The organism is Actinoplanes sp. CA-142083, assembly GCF_050942195.1.
Taxonomy (GTDB): Bacteria; Actinomycetota; Actinomycetes; order Mycobacteriales; family Micromonosporaceae; genus Actinoplanes.
Window position 1 is genome coordinate 9,783,335 of record NZ_CP192076.1, and the last position, 20,401, is coordinate 9,803,735.

The 20,401-nt window shown below is 70.8% G+C and carries 23 protein-coding genes; 10 read left to right on the top strand and 13 right to left on the bottom strand.

The window, feature by feature from the left end:
* Positions 1-9: 9 nt before the first annotated feature.
* The gene (locus ACQPZX_RS45065; protein WP_433370206.1) at positions 10-543 is read right to left on the bottom strand and encodes a M48 metallopeptidase family protein; all 534 of its coding nucleotides are present in this window, start codon (positions 541-543) and stop codon (positions 10-12) included.
* Between the two features lie 432 nt (positions 544-975).
* Between ACQPZX_RS45065 and ACQPZX_RS45070 the strand changes: the two genes are divergently transcribed.
* The 4 genes from ACQPZX_RS45070 (at position 976) to ACQPZX_RS45085 (ending at position 5,033) form a co-directional block, all read left to right on the top strand.
* A complete protein-coding gene (locus ACQPZX_RS45070; protein ID WP_015625326.1) occupies positions 976-1,137 on the top strand; it encodes a DUF5679 domain-containing protein in 162 nt (53 codons plus the stop codon).
* Positions 1,138-1,336: 199 nt separating this feature from the next.
* Positions 1,337-2,338 carry a hypothetical protein gene (locus tag ACQPZX_RS45075; protein WP_433370209.1) on the top strand — a complete coding sequence of 334 codons (1,002 nt, stop codon included), beginning with the start codon at positions 1,337-1,339 and terminating at the stop codon, positions 2,336-2,338.
* 77 nt (positions 2,339-2,415) lie between these two features.
* On the top strand, positions 2,416-3,762 hold the full coding sequence (locus ACQPZX_RS45080; protein WP_433370212.1) for an ABC1 kinase family protein: 1,347 nt from the start codon (positions 2,416-2,418) through the stop codon (positions 3,760-3,762).
* Between the two features lie 17 nt (positions 3,763-3,779).
* Positions 3,780-5,033 (top strand): M18 family aminopeptidase, encoded by a 1,254-nt coding sequence (locus tag ACQPZX_RS45085; RefSeq protein WP_433370215.1) that lies wholly within the window; start codon positions 3,780-3,782, stop codon positions 5,031-5,033.
* A 273-nt stretch (positions 5,034-5,306) separates the two neighbouring features.
* Here ACQPZX_RS45085 and ACQPZX_RS45090 read toward each other — a convergent pair whose 3' ends face one another.
* The 3 genes from ACQPZX_RS45090 to ACQPZX_RS45100 all read right to left on the bottom strand — a co-directional run bounded on the left by ACQPZX_RS45090 (position 5,307) and on the right by ACQPZX_RS45100 (position 8,430).
* On the bottom strand, positions 5,307-5,669 hold the full coding sequence (locus tag ACQPZX_RS45090) for a WhiB family transcriptional regulator (RefSeq protein WP_020513791.1): 363 nt from the start codon (positions 5,667-5,669) through the stop codon (positions 5,307-5,309).
* Positions 5,670-5,807: 138 nt separating this feature from the next.
* Positions 5,808-6,146, bottom strand: coding sequence for a hypothetical protein (locus ACQPZX_RS45095; protein ID WP_433370218.1), 339 nt, complete (start codon positions 6,144-6,146; stop codon positions 5,808-5,810).
* A 136-nt stretch (positions 6,147-6,282) separates the two neighbouring features.
* Positions 6,283-8,430, bottom strand: coding sequence for an ATP-dependent DNA helicase UvrD2 (locus ACQPZX_RS45100; RefSeq protein ID WP_433370221.1), 2,148 nt, complete (start codon positions 8,428-8,430; stop codon positions 6,283-6,285).
* An 81-nt stretch (positions 8,431-8,511) separates the two neighbouring features.
* On the opposite strand from ACQPZX_RS45100, the gene ACQPZX_RS45105 reads away from it, so the two are divergent.
* The gene (locus ACQPZX_RS45105; protein WP_378968824.1) at positions 8,512-8,754 is read left to right on the top strand and encodes a mycoredoxin; all 243 of its coding nucleotides are present in this window, start codon (positions 8,512-8,514) and stop codon (positions 8,752-8,754) included.
* A gap of 2 nt (positions 8,755-8,756) precedes the next feature.
* Here ACQPZX_RS45105 and ACQPZX_RS45110 read toward each other — a convergent pair whose 3' ends face one another.
* The 6 genes from ACQPZX_RS45110 to ACQPZX_RS45135 form a co-directional block, all read right to left on the bottom strand.
* Positions 8,757-9,551: a hypothetical protein gene (locus ACQPZX_RS45110; protein WP_433370224.1), complete on the bottom strand. Its 795-nt coding sequence runs from the start codon at positions 9,549-9,551 to the stop codon at positions 8,757-8,759.
* The gene (locus ACQPZX_RS45115) at positions 9,548-9,961 is read right to left on the bottom strand and encodes a hypothetical protein (protein ID WP_433370227.1); all 414 of its coding nucleotides are present in this window, start codon (positions 9,959-9,961) and stop codon (positions 9,548-9,550) included. The genes ACQPZX_RS45110 and ACQPZX_RS45115 overlap by 4 nt, the downstream gene beginning before the upstream one ends.
* 85 nt (positions 9,962-10,046) lie before the next feature.
* On the bottom strand, positions 10,047-10,934 hold the full coding sequence (locus tag ACQPZX_RS45120; protein ID WP_433370230.1) for a phytanoyl-CoA dioxygenase family protein: 888 nt from the start codon (positions 10,932-10,934) through the stop codon (positions 10,047-10,049).
* A 103-nt stretch (positions 10,935-11,037) separates the two neighbouring features.
* Positions 11,038-11,958, bottom strand: a complete 921-nt coding sequence (gene nudC, locus ACQPZX_RS45125) for an NAD(+) diphosphatase (RefSeq protein ID WP_433385874.1) — start codon at positions 11,956-11,958, stop codon at positions 11,038-11,040.
* 65 nt (positions 11,959-12,023) lie between these two features.
* Positions 12,024-13,343 (bottom strand): M16 family metallopeptidase, encoded by a 1,320-nt coding sequence (locus ACQPZX_RS45130; RefSeq protein WP_433370233.1) that lies wholly within the window; start codon positions 13,341-13,343, stop codon positions 12,024-12,026.
* Positions 13,340-14,647, bottom strand: a complete 1,308-nt coding sequence (locus ACQPZX_RS45135) for a M16 family metallopeptidase (RefSeq protein WP_433370236.1) — start codon at positions 14,645-14,647, stop codon at positions 13,340-13,342. The genes ACQPZX_RS45130 and ACQPZX_RS45135 overlap by 4 nt, the downstream gene beginning before the upstream one ends.
* A 135-nt stretch (positions 14,648-14,782) precedes the next feature.
* On the opposite strand from ACQPZX_RS45135, the gene ACQPZX_RS45140 reads away from it, so the two are divergent.
* The 4 genes from ACQPZX_RS45140 to ACQPZX_RS45155 are packed head-to-tail and all read left to right on the top strand — an operon-like array spanning position 14,783 to position 17,931.
* Positions 14,783-15,190 carry an RrF2 family transcriptional regulator gene (locus tag ACQPZX_RS45140; RefSeq protein ID WP_433370238.1) on the top strand — a complete coding sequence of 136 codons (408 nt, stop codon included), beginning with the start codon at positions 14,783-14,785 and terminating at the stop codon, positions 15,188-15,190.
* A gap of 8 nt (positions 15,191-15,198) precedes the next feature.
* The gene (locus ACQPZX_RS45145) at positions 15,199-16,272 is read left to right on the top strand and encodes an ABC transporter substrate-binding protein (RefSeq protein WP_433370241.1); all 1,074 of its coding nucleotides are present in this window, start codon (positions 15,199-15,201) and stop codon (positions 16,270-16,272) included.
* 11 nt (positions 16,273-16,283) lie between these two features.
* A complete protein-coding gene (locus ACQPZX_RS45150; RefSeq protein ID WP_433370244.1) occupies positions 16,284-17,060 on the top strand; it encodes an ABC transporter ATP-binding protein in 777 nt (258 codons plus the stop codon).
* A complete protein-coding gene (locus ACQPZX_RS45155) occupies positions 17,050-17,931 on the top strand; it encodes an ABC transporter permease (protein WP_433370247.1) in 882 nt (293 codons plus the stop codon). Before ACQPZX_RS45150 ends, ACQPZX_RS45155 begins: the two co-directional genes overlap by 11 nt.
* A 219-nt stretch (positions 17,932-18,150) precedes the next feature.
* Here the strand turns inward: ACQPZX_RS45155 and ACQPZX_RS45160 are convergent, their stop codons facing one another.
* On the bottom strand, positions 18,151-19,029 hold the full coding sequence (locus tag ACQPZX_RS45160; RefSeq protein ID WP_433370250.1) for a hypothetical protein: 879 nt from the start codon (positions 19,027-19,029) through the stop codon (positions 18,151-18,153).
* Between the two features lie 34 nt (positions 19,030-19,063).
* Entirely contained in the window at positions 19,064-19,267 is a 204-nt protein-coding gene (locus ACQPZX_RS45165) for a hypothetical protein (protein ID WP_433370252.1), read from the bottom strand.
* Between the two features lie 113 nt (positions 19,268-19,380).
* On the opposite strand from ACQPZX_RS45165, the gene ACQPZX_RS45170 reads away from it, so the two are divergent.
* Positions 19,381-20,094 carry a lysophospholipid acyltransferase family protein gene (locus ACQPZX_RS45170; protein WP_433370255.1) on the top strand — a complete coding sequence of 238 codons (714 nt, stop codon included), beginning with the start codon at positions 19,381-19,383 and terminating at the stop codon, positions 20,092-20,094.
* An 85-nt stretch (positions 20,095-20,179) separates the two neighbouring features.
* Here the strand turns inward: ACQPZX_RS45170 and cspE are convergent, their stop codons facing one another.
* The gene (cspE, locus tag ACQPZX_RS45175; protein WP_030442529.1) at positions 20,180-20,383 is read right to left on the bottom strand and encodes a transcription antiterminator/RNA stability regulator CspE; all 204 of its coding nucleotides are present in this window, start codon (positions 20,381-20,383) and stop codon (positions 20,180-20,182) included.
* Positions 20,384-20,401: the final 18 nt, after the last annotated feature.

Sequence of the window (20,401 nt, forward strand, 5' to 3'; positions counted from 1 at the left end):
GTGGCAACTCTAGTCGTCGCCGAGGACCAGCCCGGTGGCCGCGGAGATGCCCTCGAGGTAGCCGCGGGCGCGCTCCGACTTGGGGTAGCGGGCCACCAGATCCCAGAACCGGGTGCTGTGCGACGGGACCACGAGGTGGGCGAGCTCGTGCAGCAGCACGTAGTCGATCACCCAGTCGGGCATCTCCTGGATCCGGTGGGAGATGCGGATCGTGCCGTCGTCGGGAGTGCAGGAGCCCCAGCGGCCGTTCTGGTTGGTCACCCAGCGCACGCTCGCCGGGGTCACCTGGTGGGCGTGATCGGGCAGGTAGCGCGTGGTCAAGCGGTGCGCCCGGGCCAGCAGCTCGTCGTCGGTGCGCCTGATCCGTTCCTCGCGGGCCGCCAGCCGGGCCAGCATGCGCTCGACCCACTCGGTTTCCTCGGCGCGGGAGAAACGGTCCGGGATGAGCACGACCACGCGCTCACCGTCGCGGTACGCGGACACCGTCCGGCGCCGGCGCTGGCTGCGCCGCACTTCGACGACAGGCTTACGCGTCCGGGCCATTACCGGCTCGCGCGGCCCAGATTCGGGTTCACGTTGAGACGCTAATCCGTGAGACCCATGTCACCGCAAGAGTACGGCCGATGACACCCGCCGGATATGCGCGCTTCCTCCCCGTATAACCGAAAAAATTTTCCACAGTCGCAACATCTGTGCAGACCGGCCAACCTAGCGCACGCCATGAAGATGCCTCCAGCCCTCAAATCGTCCTTTTTGGCGTGTATTTCCGGCGTGTTCGGGCGCAACTTCGCGAAAAGGGGCATTTCTCCCGGCACACTCACGACGGCGGCGCTGAAGTGACATGGAAATGGCCGGACCTGGGTAGTGACCGCCCTTGCGGGAGGCCACATCCACGTGGCCGCGGAGCGGCTCAGCGCCACCTGCGAACCAAGGGCATCGGGCCGACCCGGCCGACGAACATGACGAGGAGGAACCGTGGCCGACAACACGTACAACGGCTACTGCGTGAAGTGCAAGGAGAAGCGCGACTTCCAGGGAACCGTGGAGGTCTCGAAGACCGGCATGAACATGGCGAAGGGCAAGTGCCCGGTCTGTGGCACCACCGTGAACCGGATCCTCGGCAAGGCCAAGGCCTGATTCACGCTTGCGGGTAGAGCGGCGCACACCGCGTCGCTCTACCCATAACCGTGTCGAAACAGACACGTTGAGTGAGTTGTGGATAACGGCGAACGCCTGTGGATAACTCGCGTTCAGCTGTGGATAACAAGCCTCAAGCGGTAGACGGACCTGTGGACAACCAACTCGCTCCGCACTGCCGGAGTGACAACCTGTCACGGTGAACCGCCCCACCCTGATTCCCGGCCTCCCCCGCGTCTGGCGCGGCCCCGGCGAGCTCCAGATCGGCTCCGATCCGGCCCGTGCGCTGCTGCTACACCTCCCTGACGAACGCTGCGAACGCGTTCTCGACCTGCTCGACGGCAGCCGTTCCGAGCAGGTCGTCCTGCAGGGCGCCGCCGAGCTCGGCATCCCCGAGCCGGACTGCCGCGCCCTCCTCGACACCCTGCGCACGGCCGGTCTCACACTTCCGGCGTCGTCGCTGGTCCCGCCCAGTTTCGGGGCCACCGCCCAGCGCCGGCTCACCGGCGAGGCCGCGGCGCTGGCCCTGCGCGGCGTGCCCCTGCCCGCTCAGGCGTTGCGGCGCCGGTTCGCGGCGCACGTGGTGCTCGCCGGTCGCGGCCGGCTCGCCGCTCCGATCGCGGTGGCGCTCGCCCAGGCCGGCGTGGGGCATGTGCGGCCCGAGGTCACCGGCGAGGTGCGGCCGGGCGATCTGCCGGGCGGGCCGCTGCGCGCCGCCGACATAGGCCGGCGGCGGCGCGACGCGATCAACGAGGTCTTGTCGCTCCTGGTGCCAGGGACAACCCAGGGGGTACGCCGCATGGCGCCGTCCCTGCGGATTCAGCTGGACCACGACGAGCCGGTCGCCGTGCTCGCGCATGCGCTGGCGATCAGGCGGCAGCCGCACCTGGCCGTGACGATCCGGGAGGGGTCCGCGGTCGTCGGCCCGCTCGTCGACGCCCGCGGCCGGCCCTGCCTGCACTGCCTCGACCTCCACCGCCGCGAGCGGGACGCGACCTGGCCCGGCCCGGTCCCGGCCGCCGCCGAGCCGTGCGCGGTCAGCACACTGCTGGCCACGACGGCGTACGCGGTCGCCGAGGCGCTGACCTTCCTCGACGGCGGCACCCCGGAAACGGCCGGCGCGACCGCCGAGATCACCGCGCCCGGGCGGGTCCGGCGCCGCAGCTGGCTGCCGCATCCGGAGTGCCCGTGTGCTCGTTGACCGAACTTTCCGCCAATAAAGGGCGAAGCGGAATCGGCCGGGCGGATGCTCGGCGATCCGTCGGTCACAATGATCTGGTGAGCGACATACCGCGTCGTGCCGCGTCCCGTACCGCGAGACTGGCCGCGCTGCCGTTGGGCTTCGCCGGGCGCACCGCGCTCGGCCTCGGCAAGCGCGCCGTCGGGATAGCGACCGACGTCATCTCGGCCGACATCCAGCAGCGCACCGCCGAGCAGCTGTTTAGTGTTCTGGGACAGCTCAAGGGCGGCGCCATGAAGTTCGGACAGGCGCTCTCGGTGTTCGAGGCCGCGCTGCCCGAGGAGATGGCGGGGCCGTACAGACAGGCGCTGACCAAGCTCCAGGAGGCCGCGCCCCCGATGCCGGTCGCCAGCCTGCACAAGGCGCTCGCCGAGCAGCTGGGCGAGGACTGGCGCGAGAAGTTCACCGAGTTCGACGACAGCCCGGCCGCCGCGGCCAGCATCGGTCAGGTGCACCGCGCGCAGTGGAAGCTGCCCAAGGCTCGCAAGAACGCGCGGCAGAAGACCGTCGAGGTCGCCGTCAAGGTGCAGTACCCCGGGGCCGGCGAGGCGCTGCTCGCCGACCTCAAGCAGCTGTCCCTGCTGGCCGGCATGTTCAAGATCATCCAGCCCGGGATGGACATCAAGCCGCTGCTCGCCGAGCTCCGCGCCCGGATCACCGAGGAGCTCGACTACGCGATGGAGGCCGAGACCCAGACGGCCTTCGCGACGGCCTTCGAGGGCGACGAGGAGATCTACGTCCCCCGGGTGATCGCTGCCGCGCCGCGGGTGCTGGTCACCGAGTGGGTCGAGGGCACCCCGCTGTCCAAGGTGATCAGCGACGGCACGCCCGAGGAGCGCGACGAGGCCGGCCGGCTCATGGCCACCCTGCACTTCTCGGCCCCGGCCCGGGCCGGGCTGCTGCACGCCGACCCGCACCCCGGCAACTTCCGCATCCTGCCGGACGGCCGGCTCGGCGTGATCGACTTCGGGGCGGTGGCCCGGCTGCCCGGCGGCCACCCCGAGCCGATCGGGCGGCTCGTGCGGTTCGCGCTCGACGGCGACGCCGAGGCGGTCGCCGAAGGACTCCGCGACGAGGGGTTCATCAAGCCCGACGACGAGCTCGACGCCGACGCGGTGCTCAAGTTCCTGCGGCCGATGATCGAGCCGCTCGCGGTCGACGAGTTCCGGTTCACCCGCTCCTGGCTGCGCGGCGAGGCGGCCCGGCTGGGCAGCCCGCGCAGCCCGGCCTACCAGCTGAGCCGCAAGCTCAACCTGCCACCGTCCTACCTTCTGATCCACCGCGTGACGCTGGGCTCGATCGGCGTGCTGTGCCAGCTGGAGGCCGAGGCGCCGTACCGGTCGATCGTCGAGAAGTGGCTGCCCGGATTCGCGCCGGTCCCATGATCTGATGGGATGTGGGCATGGACACATCGGCCCACATTGACGATCTCGGCAGCTTCATCACGGCCTCGCCCAGCTCATATCATGCGGCGGCCGAGGTGGCCCGGCGTCTGACCGGGGCCGGCTACGCGGCGCTCGACGAGACCGCCGACTGGCGGGAGACGGTCCGCCCCGGCGCCCGGCTCGTGATCGTCCGCGACGGCGCGGTGATCGCCCTGGCCCTGCCCGAGCGGGTGGCGCCGGCCACCCCGTTCCGCATCCTCGGCGCGCACACCGACTCGCCGACGTTCAAGCTCAAGCCGCGGCCGGCGCTCGCCTCGAACGGCTGGCTCCAGGTCGCCGTCGAGGTGTACGGCGGACCGATCATCGCCTCCTGGTTCGACCGCGAGCTGGAGCTGGCCGGCCGGCTCGTGACCCGCGACGGCACGACCCACCTGGTCCGCACCGGCCCGTTCGCCCGCATCCCGCACCTCGCCATCCACCTGGACCGGGAGGTGAACACGTCGTTCGCCCCCGACCGCCAGCGCGACGTGCAGCCGGTCTTCGCCGTCGACGGCCCGGAGGTGCTCGCCCATCTGGCCCGGGCCGCCGGGATCGAGGCCGCCGAGATCACCGGGCATGACGTGGTGGCGATGGACACGGCCGCGCCGGCCCGCTTCGGCGCCGACGGCTCGCTGTTCGCCGCGCCCCGCCTCGACAACCTCTCCTCGGTGCACGCCGGACTGACCGCGTTGCTGGGCTTCGAGGGTGGCGACGCCATCGCCGTGCTCGCCGCCTTCGATCACGAGGAGCTGGGTTCGGAGAGCCGCTCGGGCGCGTCCGGCCCGATGCTCGCCGACGTGCTCGAGCGAGTCGCCTCGGCGCTCGGCGTCGACCTGCACCGGTCGATCCCGGCGTCGTGGTGCCTCTCGGCCGACGCCGGTCACGCCGTACACCCGAACCGGCCCGAGAAGCACGACCCGACGCACCGGCCGATCGCCGGCGGCGGCCCGCTCCTGAAGATCAACGCCAACCAGCGGTACACGACCGACGCGCTCGGGTCGGCGCTCTGGGCCCGTGTCTGTGAGGCGGCCGGCGTGCCGTGGCAGCCGTTCGTGTCCAACAACGCGGTGCCGTGCGGCTCGACGATCGGTCCGCTCACCGCGACCCGGATCGGCATCCCGACGCTGGACGTCGGCACGCCGCTGCTCTCGATGCACTCGGCCCGTGAGCTTTGTCACGTCGACGACCCGGCGTACCTCGCCGCGGCCGCCGCCACGTTCTTCTCGGCATGACGAAGGGCCCGTCCGCGATCGCGGACGGGCCCATCACTTCATCTCATCGCGTCAGCGGGTCTCAGTAACGCCCACCGCCGAGTTCGCGCGAGGCCCGGTGGTGGGCCTGCATGGCTACAAGGCGAGCGGGACGGTGAGCCTCAGGTGTGTATTCACGCTGAGGCCTTGGCATTCGGGCCCGGGACAACGCTTCGTGGAGAAGTCTCATCTTGGAAGCTCCATTCGTGCTCATCTTCGGTCTCTGCTTTCGGTGTCGTGTTGGGGGAATCGGGGTCAGGCCGCGAGGCGGACCTGGTTGCGGGACTCGAGACCGTTAGCGGCGAGCCGCTCCTCGACCTCGACTGCCAGCTCGGCGTCGCGCGCCACATCCGCCTTACGCGGACGGCCACGGGGCCGCTTGCGCGGAACGACGGCGCCACGCTCGAAGATCTCGCCGCCCCAGACACCCCAGGGCTCGTTCCGCTCGACCGCGCCGGCGAGGCACTCGACGCGCAGCGGGCAGTCCCCGCAGAGCGACTTGGCCAGCTCCAGCTGGGCCGGGGAGTCCGAGAACCAAAGGTCCGGGTCGAACTTCCGACAGGGCAGGTTTGCCTCGATGTCGACGCTCACGTCGATCGGGGCCAGCGCCAGACTCATAAAGCCCGGTCACCTCTCTCTTCTTCTTCGATCTTCTGGATCGCAGTGCTGGTGCACCGGCCGGTTGGCCGGCAAAAAATTAGGCCGCGGACCCTGTACGGGTTCCGCGGCCTCGAGGTGAGCCGGAGGTCTGGTCTATCAGACCGGCCTTCCTCGAGGCGGGACACCGTTGGCGCCATCCGTGTAGCGCTTCTTGGAGCCATCGATGCCCTTGAACCCAGTGGTGCTGGTGGTGCCAGTGGAGCCATTGATCCCGCTGGTAAGCGTCAGAGCCTGGGCCAGCTCGGCCTGGACCTGGACCTGGTGCACCCGCGAAACCGGAGCCCGCTCGGCCGCCAGCACAGCCACCGGAGTGGGCACTGGTGCGGTCAGGAGAGCGGTCTTCCACTCGGCCACCCGGACAGCCGGGATGGCCGACGGAGCGCAGGCACGGGTCAGCGGCATCGACGGTCGCTGCGTCATCGTGTAGATCTCCATCGTTGCCACCTCCTCCATAAACGTTGCGCTCGGTGGGGATCGGAATCCCCGGTTTGCCCTGGCAAGCAGGCTTGCTCGCCGAGGTGTGCTCTGAGGCTATGCCTCACGTAGAGGCGAGGGCAAACGAATTAACGGACTAGTTTCCAAAGTTTTTTGACGAGGTCTCGGCCGAGGCCGCGTCGGGGCTCGCGCCGCCCACCAGAGCGAATACCTGTTGCCCGTACTGGCTCAGCTTGCGCGGCCCGATCCCGGCGATCGCCAGCAGCTCCGCGGGCGTGCTCGGGCGCCGCTCGGCGATGGCCACCAGCGTGGCGTCGGTGAACACCACGTACGCAGGGACTTTGAGCCCCTCGGCGGTGGTCTTGCGCCAAGTCTGGAAGCGTTCCAGAAGGTTTTCGTCCAAATCGGACGGACAGGTGGGGCAGCGGCCCAGTTTCCGGTCGGCGCCGGCCAGCAGCGTGGCGCCGCAGATGCGGCACGAGGAGACCTGCGGGCGCCGTCGGTCGGGTTTCCGACTCCGGTCGCTCGCCCGCTCGGTCGGCGAGTTGCGCTCGAGCTGCGGCAGGAAGCGGCACGGCCGCCGCGGCCGGCCGCCCGCCGAACGGGCCTGACCATAGGAAAGCCACAGCCACTGCCGGGCGCGGGTCACCCCGACGTAGAGCAGGCGGCGCTCCTCCTCGAGCTGGTCGGGGGTCTTCGCGTACGTCGTCGGCAGCGTCCCGTCGGAGAGGCCCACGAGGAACACCGCGTCCCACTCGAGGCCCTTGGCCGAATGCAGTGAGGCGAGCGTCACACCCTCGACGGTCGGCGCGTGCTGCTGCTCGGCCCGGCGAGCCAGCTCGTCGTTGAACGCCGTGAGCGAGACGTCGCGCTGCACGGCCCCGGCCACCCCGATCGGGACGAGGGCGGGCGTCTTCGCGTACTCCTCGGCGAGAGCGACCAGCGCGGCCAGCGCCTCCCACTGCTCGCGGGCGGCGCCGCCGGCCGGGGGCTGCTCGCGCGACCAGCCGGTGGCCGCCAGCCCATCGACGACCGCCTGCACGAGCGGCGTCTCGCCGGGCGTCGAGCGCACGGCGGCCCGCAGCGCGATCATCGCCTGCCGGATCTCGGGCCGCTCGAAGAACCGCTCCGCGCCCCGCACCACGTACGGCACCTCGGCCTCGGCGAGGGCCTCTTCGTAGGTCTCCGATTGGGCGTTGGTGCGGAACAGGATGGCGATCTCGCTGGCCGGGATGCCGGTGGCGATCAGCTCGCGGCAGCGCCGGGCCACCGCGGTCGCCTCGCCCGCCTCGTCCGGAAAGATCTTGAGCTCGGGCTCGGCGCCGGGCGGACGCTGGCCGATCAGCTCGAGCCGCAGCCGGGCCTCGCTGCCCCGGGCCTGCCGGATCACCGCGTTGGCCAGACCGACCACCTGCGGGGTCGAGCGGTAGTCGCGGACCAGCCGGACGACGACCGCGTCACGCCGCAGCCGCGGGAAATCGATCAGGTACGCCGAGGTCGCGCCGGTGAACGAGTAGATGGTCTGGCTGGCGTCGCCCACCACGGTCAGGTCGTCGCGGCCGCCCAGCCAGGCGTCGAGCAGGCGCTGCTGCAGCGGGTTGACGTCCTGATACTCGTCCACCACGAAGTGCCGGTACTGGTTGCGGATCTCCTCGGCGACGTCGGCGTGCTCCTCGATGCCCCACACCGCGGCGCGCAACATGTCCTCGAAGTCGATCACGCCCTGGCGGCGCTTGAGCGTCTCGTAGGCCGCGAAGACCTCGGCGACCTTGGCCGGCTCGTGCGGCGGCTCGCGCAGGGCCTTGGTGGCGGCCACCGCGTACTCACTCGGCTCGACCAGCGATGATTTCGCCCACTCGATCTCGGAGGCCAGGTCGCGGGCGCCGGTGCGGTCGGAGCGCACCCCGGCCCGGGCGGCCGCGAGGCCGACCATGCGTGCTTTCGACTCGAGCAGCTCGGGCATCTGCCGGCCCTCGAGCAGGCGGGGCGCGAAATAGCGCACCTGGCGCAGGGCGGCGGCGTGGAACGTGCGGGCCTGCACGCCGGTGGCGCCCAGCGCGCCGAGCCGGGCGCGCATCTCGGCGGCGGCGCGGGCGGTGAAGGTGACCGCGAGCACGTGCCGGGGGCTGACCTCGCCGGTGAGCGTGCGATAGGCGATGCGGTGGGTGATCGCGCGGGTCTTGCCGGTGCCGGCGCCGGCCAGGATGCAGACCGGGCCGGCGGGCGCGGTCACCGCCGTCCGTTGCTCGGGGTCGAGACCGGCCAGCACCGCATCAGTACGCACCCTGGGAATCATGGCACCCCGGTCTGACGTTATGCGGCAAGGCGGAGTGCCATGTGACCCAGCCGAAGGGATCCTTGACCGATGTTGACCATGTATTCGACGTCCTGGTGCGGCTATTGCCACCGACTCAAGTCGCAGCTCGACCGCGAGGGAATCGCCTACGACGTCGTCGACATCGAGCAGGACGAGGCGGCCGCCGAGTTCGTGCAGAGCGTCAACGGTGGCAACCGCACCGTGCCGACCCTCCGCTTCGACGACGGGTCCGCGCTGACCAACCCGTCGATCATCCAGGTCAAGGACCACCTCGCGGCCATCGCCGCCTGAGGTCAGACACCGACCAGAGCAGCTGCTTTCTCCTCGGCCTCGGCGATGATCTGATCCAACTCAGCATCGCCGAGCGCCAGCTCGTCGGCGAGAGAAGCAAACAGCAGCAGGTGTACGGCGACGAGCACGCCCCCGTCGATGTCGCCGACCGGGACGATCTCGTCCAGCGCCGCGCGCACCAGCATCTCGGCGTCCAAGATCGGCAACCCCGCGGCCGCGTGATCGTGCACGGCCGTCGCGACCGTGCGGCTGATCTCGGCGAGCGCGGTGCCGGGCTCGAACCGCCGCCGCACCACGAGACCGAATGCGATCTCCCACACCCGGCGCGCCGAGTCGTCGATCTCCCCGGCCGGCGAGCCGAACCGCGACGGCGCCTCGTCCCGCGCGGCCTGCCGCAGATAGCGCCCGGCCTCGGTCCCGATCACCCCGATCTCCCGAAGCGTGCCCGGCGGCAGCTGCCCGGAGAGCGCGCCGACAGCCGGCTGAGCCGGGGACTGCGCCGTGTCTTCCGCCCGCGCGTCCGTCGTGCCGGAGCGACGCGATCGGCGCCGGCTCGCACCGGCCTTTTCGTCCGCCGCGTCCGGCTCGCCGGGCCGGGACCCGTTCGCCTCGCCGGGCCTGGGCTCGTTCGCCTCGCCGGCTCGTGGGGCGTCTCCCTCGCCGAGGCGGAGCGAGCGCCGGCGACTCTTGGCGTGGGCGGGACGCTCCCGGCCGTCGGCCGAAGCCGGCGGGGTCGAAACGGGCGCGGCCGACTCCGGCGCGGCCCCCCGCAGGGACCGGCGCCTGTTCTTCTTCACATCGTCCTCCGGCCGACGACCCGGTTGCGCGGCCGGTCGAAGCGCGCCACCCGCTTCTCGGCCTGATCGACCAGCGCCGACAGCTCCGACTCCGCCACGCCCGGCGGGCGGTTCAGGTCGCCGACCACGTGGCAGATCAGCTCGAAGCGACGCAGCTCCGCCACGCCGTGCGCGAGCTCCGGCTCGCCGATCGCCGCCCGGATCATCGCCTCGGTCTCGCGGGCGAGCTCGCCGCTCGCCGGCAGCGACTGGTACTCGAGCAGGTCGCGCACGTAGCGGGTGATGTCGCGCGGGTCGCGCCCGACGAAGCTGCGGCGAACCGCCACGATGAACAGCTCGCGCAGCAGGCGTACGGCCCGCGGCGAGTCGCTGAGACGCGACAGCGACCGCGCCGGGCGCTCCTCCCCCATGGCCTCGAGGATGAGCCGGCCCGCCGCGGTCGCCGCTTTGTCTAATGTCCCGGTTTGCCCCACATAGGGGACTCTAACGGGGGTCTTACGGGATCAGAGCCGGAATGCTGGAGTCGAGCAGGCCCCGCTCCTTGAGCGCGCCGTAGAGCGGCGTGGACTCGGGGAAGTGGCCCCAGGCGTGGTCGCCCGAGCCGTCGCCGGCGTGGCCGAGCAGCTGCTTCTGCACCGGGTTGAGGTCGTCGAACCACGGCTGCTGCGGCAGGCCGGCGACGTCGTCACGGCCCGCGATCCAGCGGTACGTGTACCCGAAGAACGCGCCCATGCGGGTGAACGTCGAGTAGTTGTCGCTGCGCGCGTGCCAGATACGCCGGTCGAAGACGACCAGGTCACCCGGGTTCGCGGTGATCTGGGTCGCGCCCTCGGGCTGCGGCCACGGAACGCCGCGGCTCGGCGGGCCGGGCAGCCAGTTGGTCTTGTGGCTGCCGGGGATCACGGTAAAGTTGCCGCGGCCCGTCTCGCTCACGTCGGAGAACCAGTACGCGAGCTTCACCGAGAACATCGGCCGGGGGTCGGTCTCGATCTCCCGGTTCTGGCGGCCGCCGTCCTGATGCCAGTGCCACCATTCCTTCTGCTGCTCGTGGATCTGCGGGTGCACGTCCACGTGGGAGTGGTAGATGTGGATGTTCCACCCCAGCAGCGACCAGATGTACTTGAACGCCACCGGGTGGTCGATCAGGTATGCCAGCTCGGGGACGGACGTCACCGCGGACAGCTGGTGCAGGGCGCCGGTCGCGTTCAGCCCGTGGCCGCCGGGCTGCTGGGCCCGCTCGTACGCGGTCTGGATCGCGTTGCGCCCGACCTCGATCTCACTCGCGCTGAGCACCCCGGGCACCACGAGGATCCCGTCCCGGTCGAACTGGGCCCGCTCGTCGTCCGTCATGGGCACCCATGCGGGCGCTTCCACCTGCGTCATCGAAGAATCCGCCTCTCGGTCTTTGTACTTCGAGACGCAGCAGAGGCTCGTTTTGGTTACTCGGGAAGAAGAAAACTTTTCTGTTTAGAGGAACATCAATACGTTATCGGGTGAAACCGCCCAACCAGGTCTCGATGAGGTAGAACGCGATGGAGGACCGCATCGGGAGGCTCATCCGGACACCGGAATCGGGGTGCACGTAGTCGCCGGCGATCATCTTGGCGATGTCCTCGCGGGTGAACCAGTGCGCCTCGTCGATCTCCTCCGGGTCGAGGCGGATCGGCTCGGCCGGGTCGGCGGTGGCGTGGAAGCCGAGCATCAGCGAGCCCGGGAACGGCCACGACTGACTGCCCGCGTAGGTGAGGCCGGTCAGCGGGATGCCCACCTCCTCGCCCACCTCGCGCAGCACCGCGGCCTCGGCGGACTCGCCGGGCTCGACGTACCCAGCCAGGCACGAGAAGCGGGTCACGCCGTCCGGGCCGACCGGCCAGGTGGCGTTGTGCCCGAGCAGGCAGCGGCCGTCCGGCCCGGCCACGCCGTCGTGCACCAGCACGATCATCGCCGGGTCGGTGCGCGGCCACATGTCGTTGCCGTCGGCGTCGCGCCGCACCCAGCCGGCCTCCACCGCCGTGGTGGCCAGGCCGGTACGCGGTGAGAAGCCGTGGCTCGCGTGCCAGTTGCTCAGCGCGACGGCGGTGGTGAGCAGCCCGGCGTCGCGGGCGTCGAGCAGGTGACCGACGTCGCGCAGGGTCACCGCCCGCGTGCCCTCGATCTCGGGCAGGGGCGCGCTGACGCTCCAGAGCGCGGTGCCGTCGGTGTCGACGCCGAGGAACCGGCGCTCGGCCTCCGGCGCGTCGGCCGCGGGCAGCAGCACCAGCCCGACGCCGCCGTCCGGCCGGTCCTCGGCGAGGGCGCGGCCGCCGCGCGGGTCGACCACCAGCACCAGGCCGCGGGACCAGGCCTCGGCGAGCCAGGTCTCGTCCCGTCGGCGCAGCCCCGAGCGGTCGAGCGTGCTGCGGGCCAGCGGCGGGGTCCCGGGGAACTCGGGGACGCCGCGGGCCGGCGGGGTCGCCGGGAACTCGGGGGTGCTCACGCGGTGCCGCGCACTACCTGGGTGAGCGCGGCCAGCGGAGCCTCGACCTTCGCCGCGTCGCCCAGCACCACGGTCACCGCCCGCGAGGGCGCCAGGAACTCGGCGGCCGCCGCGGCCACATCCTCCCGGGTCGCGGTGGCCAGGGCGGCCGAGTGGGTCTGCAGGTGCTCGAGGCGCAGGCCGAAGCTCGCGTACATGCTGGCCAGGCCGGCCAGGCCCGCCTGGGTCGACATGCCGAGCCGCAGCGTGCCGAGGGAATAGCGCCGGGCCTGCTCGAGCTCCTCCTCGCCGGGTGGCAGGCTCGCGATGCGGCCCAGCTCGTAGAGGGTCTCCAGCAGCGACGGGCCGGTCACCTCGGTGGCGACCTCGGCCGCGACCATCAGCGCCGAGCCGGCCAGGTAGTGCTCGATCGCGGTGTGCGGGCCGTACGTGTAGCCCTTGTCCTCGCGGATGTTCTCCACCCAGCGCGACGAGAAGTACCCGCCGAAGACCATGTTGGCCAACTGAAGGGACGCGTACCGCGGGTCGGTGCGAGGCACCGCGGGCAGCGCCATCCGCAGCGAGGACTGCACCGAGCCGGGCCGGTCGACCAGCGTCAGCGGACCGGGCTCGAGCGGCGGCGTGGCGGGCGTCGTCTCGTCCTTGCCGGGGCCGGTCCAGCTGCCCAGCGCCTTCTCGGCGGCGTCGATGGCCCGGTCGGGGTTGATGTCGCCGACCAGCACCAGCACCGCGCCCTCCGGCCGGAGCCGCTCGGCGTGCAGGGTGCGCAGCTGGGCCGGGCGGACGGCGCGCACCTGCTCGGGCTCGGGCGTCTGGATCGCGTAGTGGTGCTTGCCGTAGATCCGCTTCAGCAACGCCGTGCGGGCCAGGTGGGCGGGCTGGCTCAGCGCCACGTTGATGTGGTCGACCAGGCGGTCGCGCTCGGTGGCCACCTCGGCGTTCGGGTACGCCGGGTCGGTCAGGACCGCCGCCAGGATCTCGAGCATGCGGTCGAGCCCGCTCGCCAGCGCGTTGCCGGTGACCAGCAGCCGGTCGGGGTCGAGCCCGGCCGAGAGGCCGCCACCGACCGCCTGCAGCTCGGCCGCGATGTCGACGCTCGACATCGCGCCCGTGCCGGTGAACAGCGTCTGGGAGAGCAGGGTGGCCCGGGGCAGCGGCGCCCGGCCGAACGGGACGCGCAGCCGCAGCTCGACGAGCGGCACCGCGGGGCGGCGGATGGCGATCACGGTGAGGCCGCCGGGGAGCGTGCGCTCGGCCTGCTTGGGCAGCTTGAGCTTGGCGTCGGGCACGAGGTCGGGCAGGGTCTTGCTGGTCATTGGACGGCTCCCGGAAGGACCTCGACGACGGCGCGGGAATCGGGGCGCAGGGCGCTCGCGGCGGCGACGATCTGAGCCTCGGTGACCTCGCCCACGAGCTTGGGCAGATCGTTGAGCAGTTCGGGGCGGCCGCGCTGGAGCTCCAGCACGGCCATCGGCAGCGCCCGGCCGAGCACGGCGTCGGTGTCGCGCAGCAGGTGGGTGGCGATGCGGGCCTGGGTGCGCTCGAGCTCGCCGGCGGCGAGGCCGTCGTGCACCAGGCGGTCGAGCTCCTCGTCGACCGTGCGCAGCACCTTTTCGGCGTCGCCGCCGGGCGGCATGTGCGCCTGCAGGAGCAGCGCGGTCGGGTTGCGCACCTGGAACTCGTCGCCCATGAAGCCGATGTAGCCGCCGATGCTGGTGACCGAGCGGTCGCGCTGGACGAGCCGGTCGACCAGCCGGGAGGCCTCGCCATCGGTGAGCACCTCGGCGAGCACGACGAACGGCAGGTAGTCGGCGAAGCCGGCGATCGGGTCGGGCACCCGCCAGGCGGCGGCCACGCCGGGCAGCGGGGCGAGCCGGTCGGTGTAGACGTCGCGCCGCTCGGCGGTGAGGCCGGGCTCGTCGAAGTCGGGCAGCGCGGGCGCCGGGCGGGCCGGCACGTCGCCGAAGTGCCGCTCGATCATGACGGTGGCCTCGGCCACGTCGAAGTCGCCGGCCACCGCGAGGGTCGCGTTGCCGCTCGCGTAGTAGCGGTCGAAGAACGCCTTCGCGTCCTCGACCGTGGCGCTGTCGAGGTCGCCGAACGAGCCGTACCCATCGTGGCTGTTGGCGAACGTGGAGAACATGACCGGCGGCAGCTTGAGCCAGGGAAAGCCGCCGTACGGCCGGTTCAGCACGTTGACGCGGATCTCCTCCTTGACCACGTCGATCTGGTTGAGCAGATTTTCCTCGGTCAGGCGGGGACCGCGCATGCGGTCGGCCTCGAGGAACAGCGCCCGCTCGAGGGCGCCGGACGGCAGCACCTCGAAGTAATCGGTGTAGTCCAGGTGGGTGGAGCCGTTGAAGGTGCCGCCGGCGCCCTGCACGTGCCGGAAGTGGGCGAGCTTCTCCAGGTTTTCCGAGCCCTGGAACATCAGGTGCTCGAAGAGGTGGGCGAAGCCCGTGCGCCCCTCCGGCTCGGAGCGGATGCCCACGTCGTACACGACGGCCACGCCCACCACCGGAGCGCTGCGGTCGGGCGTGAGGACCACCCGCAGACCGTTGTCCAGCGTGAACCGCTCCACCGGGTACTTCGTTGCCGGAATCTTGCCTCTGCGCGCCACGGCTTGACATTAGCGCGCTCCGTGTTCGCCGTCCCCACGGCAGGTCACCACTTGACGTACCTTTCCCACCTCGTCCATTATTCCCATGCATCAGATAGGGAAAGCAGAGTTTGGGATCGGGAGGAGGGCCGGATCGTGTACGTCTCGGCGCGCACCGACTACGCCGTACGAGCCATGCTCGCCATCACGGCGGAGCACCCTCGCCTGGTCAAGGCAGCCGGATTGGCGGCGGCCCAGGACATCCCGCTCAGCTTTCTGCAGGGCATCCTGCTCGACCTGCGCCGCGCCGGGCTCCTGCACAGCCACCGCGGCGTCGACGGCGGGTACGCCCTCGCCCGCCCCGCCGGGGAGATCACCGTGGGCGACGTCGTGCGGGCCGTCGGCGGCGCGCTGACCACGGTCCGGGGACTCCCCACCGCCACCACGACCTACCACGGCGCCGCCACCGGGCTGCGCGACGTGTGGGTCGCCGTCGAGGAGGCCATCGAGGGCGTCGTCGACCACAAGACCCTTGCCGAACTCTCCCCGATCACCAAGAACTAGGAGTGAGCATGAGCTCCCGCACCGTACGTGCGCTTGCCCTCGCCGCCACCGCCCTTCTCACCGCGACCGCCCTCACCGCCTGCGGTGACGACGACAAGGACGCCGCCTCGGCCTCCGGCGGCACCGCCGAGGCGTCGGCGATCCGGCTCGGGTACTTCCCCAACATCACCCACGCGCCCGCGTTGATCGGGGTGAACAAGGGCTTCTTCCAGGAATCCCTGGGCAGCACCAAGCTCGACTCCAAGACCTTCAACGCCGGCCCGGCCGCGATCGAGGCGCTGCTCTCCGGCGCGATCGACGCCACCTACATCGGCCCGAACCCGGCGATCAACGGCTGGTCGCAGTCCAAGGGCAGCGCCCTGAAGATCGTCGCGGGCAGCACCTCGGCCGGCGCCGGCCTGGTGGTCAAGCCCGGCATCAACACCGCGGCCGACCTCAAGGGCAAGAAGATCGCCACCCCGCAGCTGGGCAACACGCAGGACGTCGCGCTACGCGCGTACCTCAAGCAGAACGGCCTCAACGCCGACGCCCAGGGCGGCGGCGACGTGTCGATCCTCCCGCAGGACAACGCCACCGCGCTGCAGGCCTTCACCCAGGGCGCGATCGACGGCGCCTGGGTGCCCGAGCCCTACTACAGCCGGCTGCAGCTCGAGTCGGGCGGCAAGGTGCTGGTCAACGAGAAGGACCTGTGGCCGGGCGGCCAGTTCGTCACCACCCACCTGATCGTCTCGCAGGAGTTCCTGAAGAAGTACCCGGGCACGCTCAAGAAGCTGATCCAGGGCCACCTCAAGGCGCTCGACTACATCAAGACCGACGAGCCCGGCGCCGAGAAGGCGGCCAACGCCCAGCTCGAGGCGCTCTCCGGCAAGCCGCTCAAGGACAACATCCTCGCCGCGGCCTTCAAGAACCTCAGCTTCACCGCCGACCCGATCGCCTCCTCCCTGTTCACCAGCGCTCAGCACGCCCAGGACGTCGGCCTGCTCAAGCCGGTCGACCTCAAGGGCATCTACGACCTCGGCCCGCTGAACGAGCTGCTCAAGGCGGCCGGTCAGCCCGAGGTAAGCGACGCCGCGGCTGCCTGAAAGGCGAGAAGATGAGCCTCCTGGAACACACTGACGTCCGTACCGATGCGGTCGTCCAGCTCGAGAACGTCTCCAAGCAGTACGGGTCGGGCGCCAACGCGCTGCTGGCGCTCGACCGCGTCTCGCTGACGGTCCGGCAGGGCGAGTTCGTCTGCCTGCTGGGCGCCTCCGGCTGCGGCAAGAGCACGCTGCTCTCGCTGGTCGCCGGCCTCGACAAGATCAGCGGCGGCACCCTGGACATCGGCGGGCGGAAAGTGTCGCTGATGTTCCAGGAGGCCGCCCTCTTCCCCTGGCTCTCGGTCGCCGGCAACGTCGAGCTGGCGCTGCGACTGCAGGGCGTGGGCCGGGCCGAGCGCCGCAAGCGCGCCGAGGAGCTGCTCGAGATCGTGCGGCTCCGCGGCTTCGGCGCCAAGCGGCCGCACGAGCTCTCCGGCGGCATGCGCCAGCGGGTGGCACTCGCCCGCGCGCTGGCGCAGAACGCCGACATCCTGCTGATGGACGAGCCGTTCGGCGCGCTCGACGCGATGACCCGCGACATCCTGCACGACGAGCTCGAACGTATCTGGCGCGAGCAGGAGCTCACTGTCCTGTTCGTGACCCACAACGTGCGCGAGGCGGTACGACTCGGCGACCGCGTGGTCCTGCTCAGCAGCCGGCCCGGCCGGGTGATCGAGGACTTCCCGGTCACCCACCCCCGGCCCCGGCGCATCGACTCCCCCGAGGTGTCCGGCCAGGCCGCCGAGATCACCGACCGGCTCCGCGCGGAGGTGGCCCGCCATGCCAACTGACACTGCCCCTGTCGAGACCGGTACCGCCGAGTCCGCCGAGGTCAGCGGCCTCGACAACCTCGAGCTCGCGGCCAAGAGCGACAAAGGCACGATCGGCGTACGGGTCTGGAAGAGCGCCTGGCCCAAGCTGCTGGCCATCGCGATCGTGCTGCTCATCTGGCAGGTCGTGGTCTGGTCCGGGTGGAAGCCCGAGTACGTGCTGCCGGGCCCGCAGACGGTCTTCACCGACCTGAAAGACGTGATCACCACCGGCGACTTCTGGGACGGCGTGCGCCTCACGCTGACCCGGGCGCTGACCGGATTCGCCCTGGCCGTGCTGATCGGCACGATCGTCGGCGCGGCGGTCTCCCGCTTCGCACCGCTGCGGGCCGCGATCGGCTCGCTGATCACCGGCCTCCAGACGATGCCGTCGATCATGTGGTTCCCGCTGGCCATCCTGCTCTTCCAGATCAGCGAGAGCGCGATCATGTTCGTGGTCATCATCGGCGCCGCGCCCTCGGTGGCGAACGGCCTGATCAGCGGCATCGACTACGTGCCGCGCACCTGGCTGCGGGTGGGTCAGGTGCTGGGCATGAAGGGCCTGGCGAAATACCGGCACCTGATCCTGCCGGCGTCGCTGCCGTCGTTCATCTCCGGGCTCAAGCAGGGCTGGGCGTTCTCGTGGCGCAGCCTGATGGCGGGCGAGTTGCTGGTGATCGTGCCGGGTGCGCTTTCCATCGGCGTACGGATGCAGCAGGCTCGTGATTTGTCCGACTCCAGCCTGGTGATCTGCTACATCATCGTCGTCCTGGTGATCGGCATCCTGATCGACGTGCTCTTCAACGCGGCAGACAACGCGCTGCGCAAGCGCTGGGGCTTGACGGGTAGCTGATCAGCGCAAGGTTGGGTTGTCCCCACTCAGGGCAAACTCCTGAGCTGGCTGGCTCCGCTTCGCTCCGCGGGCGATCGCCCCTTCGGGGCAAATGAGGAGGCAGGCGACTTTCCGGCGCCGCAAACCCCGCGGCGACGAAAAGCCGGCTGCCTCCTCATTTGCGGGGCGATCGCGGACCGTTACCGATGCGGGGGCGGCCCCAGAAGGGCGGGGGTCGGGTCAGAGGACGCGGACCGACTTCATGACGTCCTCTACTACGTAGTCCCACTGTTTGTGGGTTCCTGGGATGGATACGTACAGGACCGCTGCCGTGGGTTTGCCGACGTCGATTACTGCGACGGCGGAGAGCTCCTCGGTGGCGGTCAGGCCCTGGGCCTTGAAGTGGAGGCGGAACTCGCTCAGGTAGGCGGGACGGCCGCCCAAGGTCGTGAGGCCGTCGCTGATGGTCTCCAGCGTGTTGGGCTGCGGGTAGTACTCGGCTCGGACGTCGGCGGCCACCTGGCGGCCGACGCACTCGAGGTTGAGGGACACGGCGTCGTTGTCGGCGGCGGGGACGGCGGCCGACAGGATCGAGGCGTGGTACTGGCCGCCGTTGTAGTTCTCGGTGACGAAGTGCTGGCCTACCTTGTACGGCACCTCGAGCGTCCCGGCCCGCCACACCTCCCCCCACGGCACCCACGGAGCGCCGTACGCCTTGTACGAGATGCCGGCCTCCTCGTCGGTCGTGCGGGCGCCGGTGGCCGGTGGCGGGGCGCTCGGCTTCTGGGTGGGCGCGGCGCTCGGCGACTCGGTCGGGGCGGGACAGGCCTGGGCCAAAGGGGGCCGGACGTCGGTCGGCGCGGAGGCTTTGTCGCGAAAGGGGTTGGACTCGCCCGAGAAGGCCAGCGCCAGGATGATCACCAGGCCGATCGCGACGATCCCGCCGGCGATGCCACCGAAGATCTGAAGCTGCCGGCGGCGGCGCTGCGGGCCGTCGGGCCGCGGAGGCGGGGCGGGTGGCGGCGCGACCGGGGGCGCTCCCGGCGCGGTCACCATGCCCGACGCGAACCGGTCGCCCGGGCGCTGCCAGGCGAACGTCTCCGGGGTCGGCTCAGACATGAATCCCAGTGAACACCACGCACCTGAGAGCGCGTCACGGCGTCAGGGCGGCGCCACCGTCCCGCTCGGCGCCGACCAGGCGTGCGATGTGATCGCCGACCGACGTGACCTCGGCGGTGCCGACGGGTGGGGCGGCCGGGTACCACGGCGCGAACACGACCACCAGCACGAGGGCCAGGCCGGCGCCGGCCACGGCGAGCACGAACGCCAGCTCACGGCGGGCGGGCGTGCTGCGCATGCGATTCCTCCCGGGCCGGCGAACAGAAGCGTCACAGGGTAAGACGCAGCCGGAGGCCCAACGGTTGCACCCCGATCCAGCCGATCTTCAGAAAGGTCGGCTACCGTCTCTCCATGGAACTCGTGTATCCCCCGGTCATCGCCTTCGCCAAGACGATGTTCCGCGCGCTCGACCTGAAGATCCAGGTCGACGGCGCCGAGCACATCCCCGCCGAGGGCGGTGCGGTCCTCGCGAGCAACCATGTGAGCTATCTCGACTTCATCTTCTGCGGCCTGGCCGCCCAGCCGGCCAAGCGGCTGGTCCGGTTCATGGCGAAAAAGTCGGTCTTCGACCACAAGGTCAGCGGCCCGCTGATGCGCGGCATGCGGCACATTCCGGTCGATCGGGACGCGGGCGCCGCGTCGTTCCGCGAGGCCACCAACGCGCTCAAGGGCGGCGAGGTGGTCGGCGTGTTCCCGGAGGCGACGATCAGCGAGTCGTTCACGGTGAAGGAGCTGAAATCGGGCGCGGTCCGGCTGGCCCGCACGGCCAAGGTGCCGCTGATCCCGATGGTCGTCTGGGGCCCGCACCGGCTGTGGACCAAGGGTCACAAGAAAGAGCTGACCAAGCGGCACGTGCCGGTGCTGATCAAGGTGGGCGAGGCGATCGAGATGCCCAAGGGCGTCTCACCGGACGCGCTGACCACACTGCTGAAGGAGCGGCTCAGCGGCCTGCTGGACGCCGTGCAGAAGGCGTACCCGGAAAAGCCCGCAGGCGACGCCGACCGCTGGTGGCTTCCCGCTCACCTCGGCGGCACGGCGCCGCTGCCGGAGGCAGCAGCCGTCTGATCTTCGAAACGAAGGCGAACGGCGCCGCACCCCTCGGGCGAGGAGTGCGGCGCCGCCTTTGTTGAAACCGCTGACTACTGGAAGATCAGACAGCGCGGATGTTCGCGGCCTGCGGGCCCTTCTGGCCCTGCGTGACCTCGAACTCGACCCGCTGGTTCTCTTCCAGGCTGCGGTAGCCCGACATCTGGATCGCGGAGAAGTGGGCGAAGACGTCGGCACCGCCGTCGTCGGGGGTGATGAACCCGAAGCCCTTGTCCGCGTTGAACCACTTCACAACGCCGGTAACCATGATCGTCTCCTCGACGGT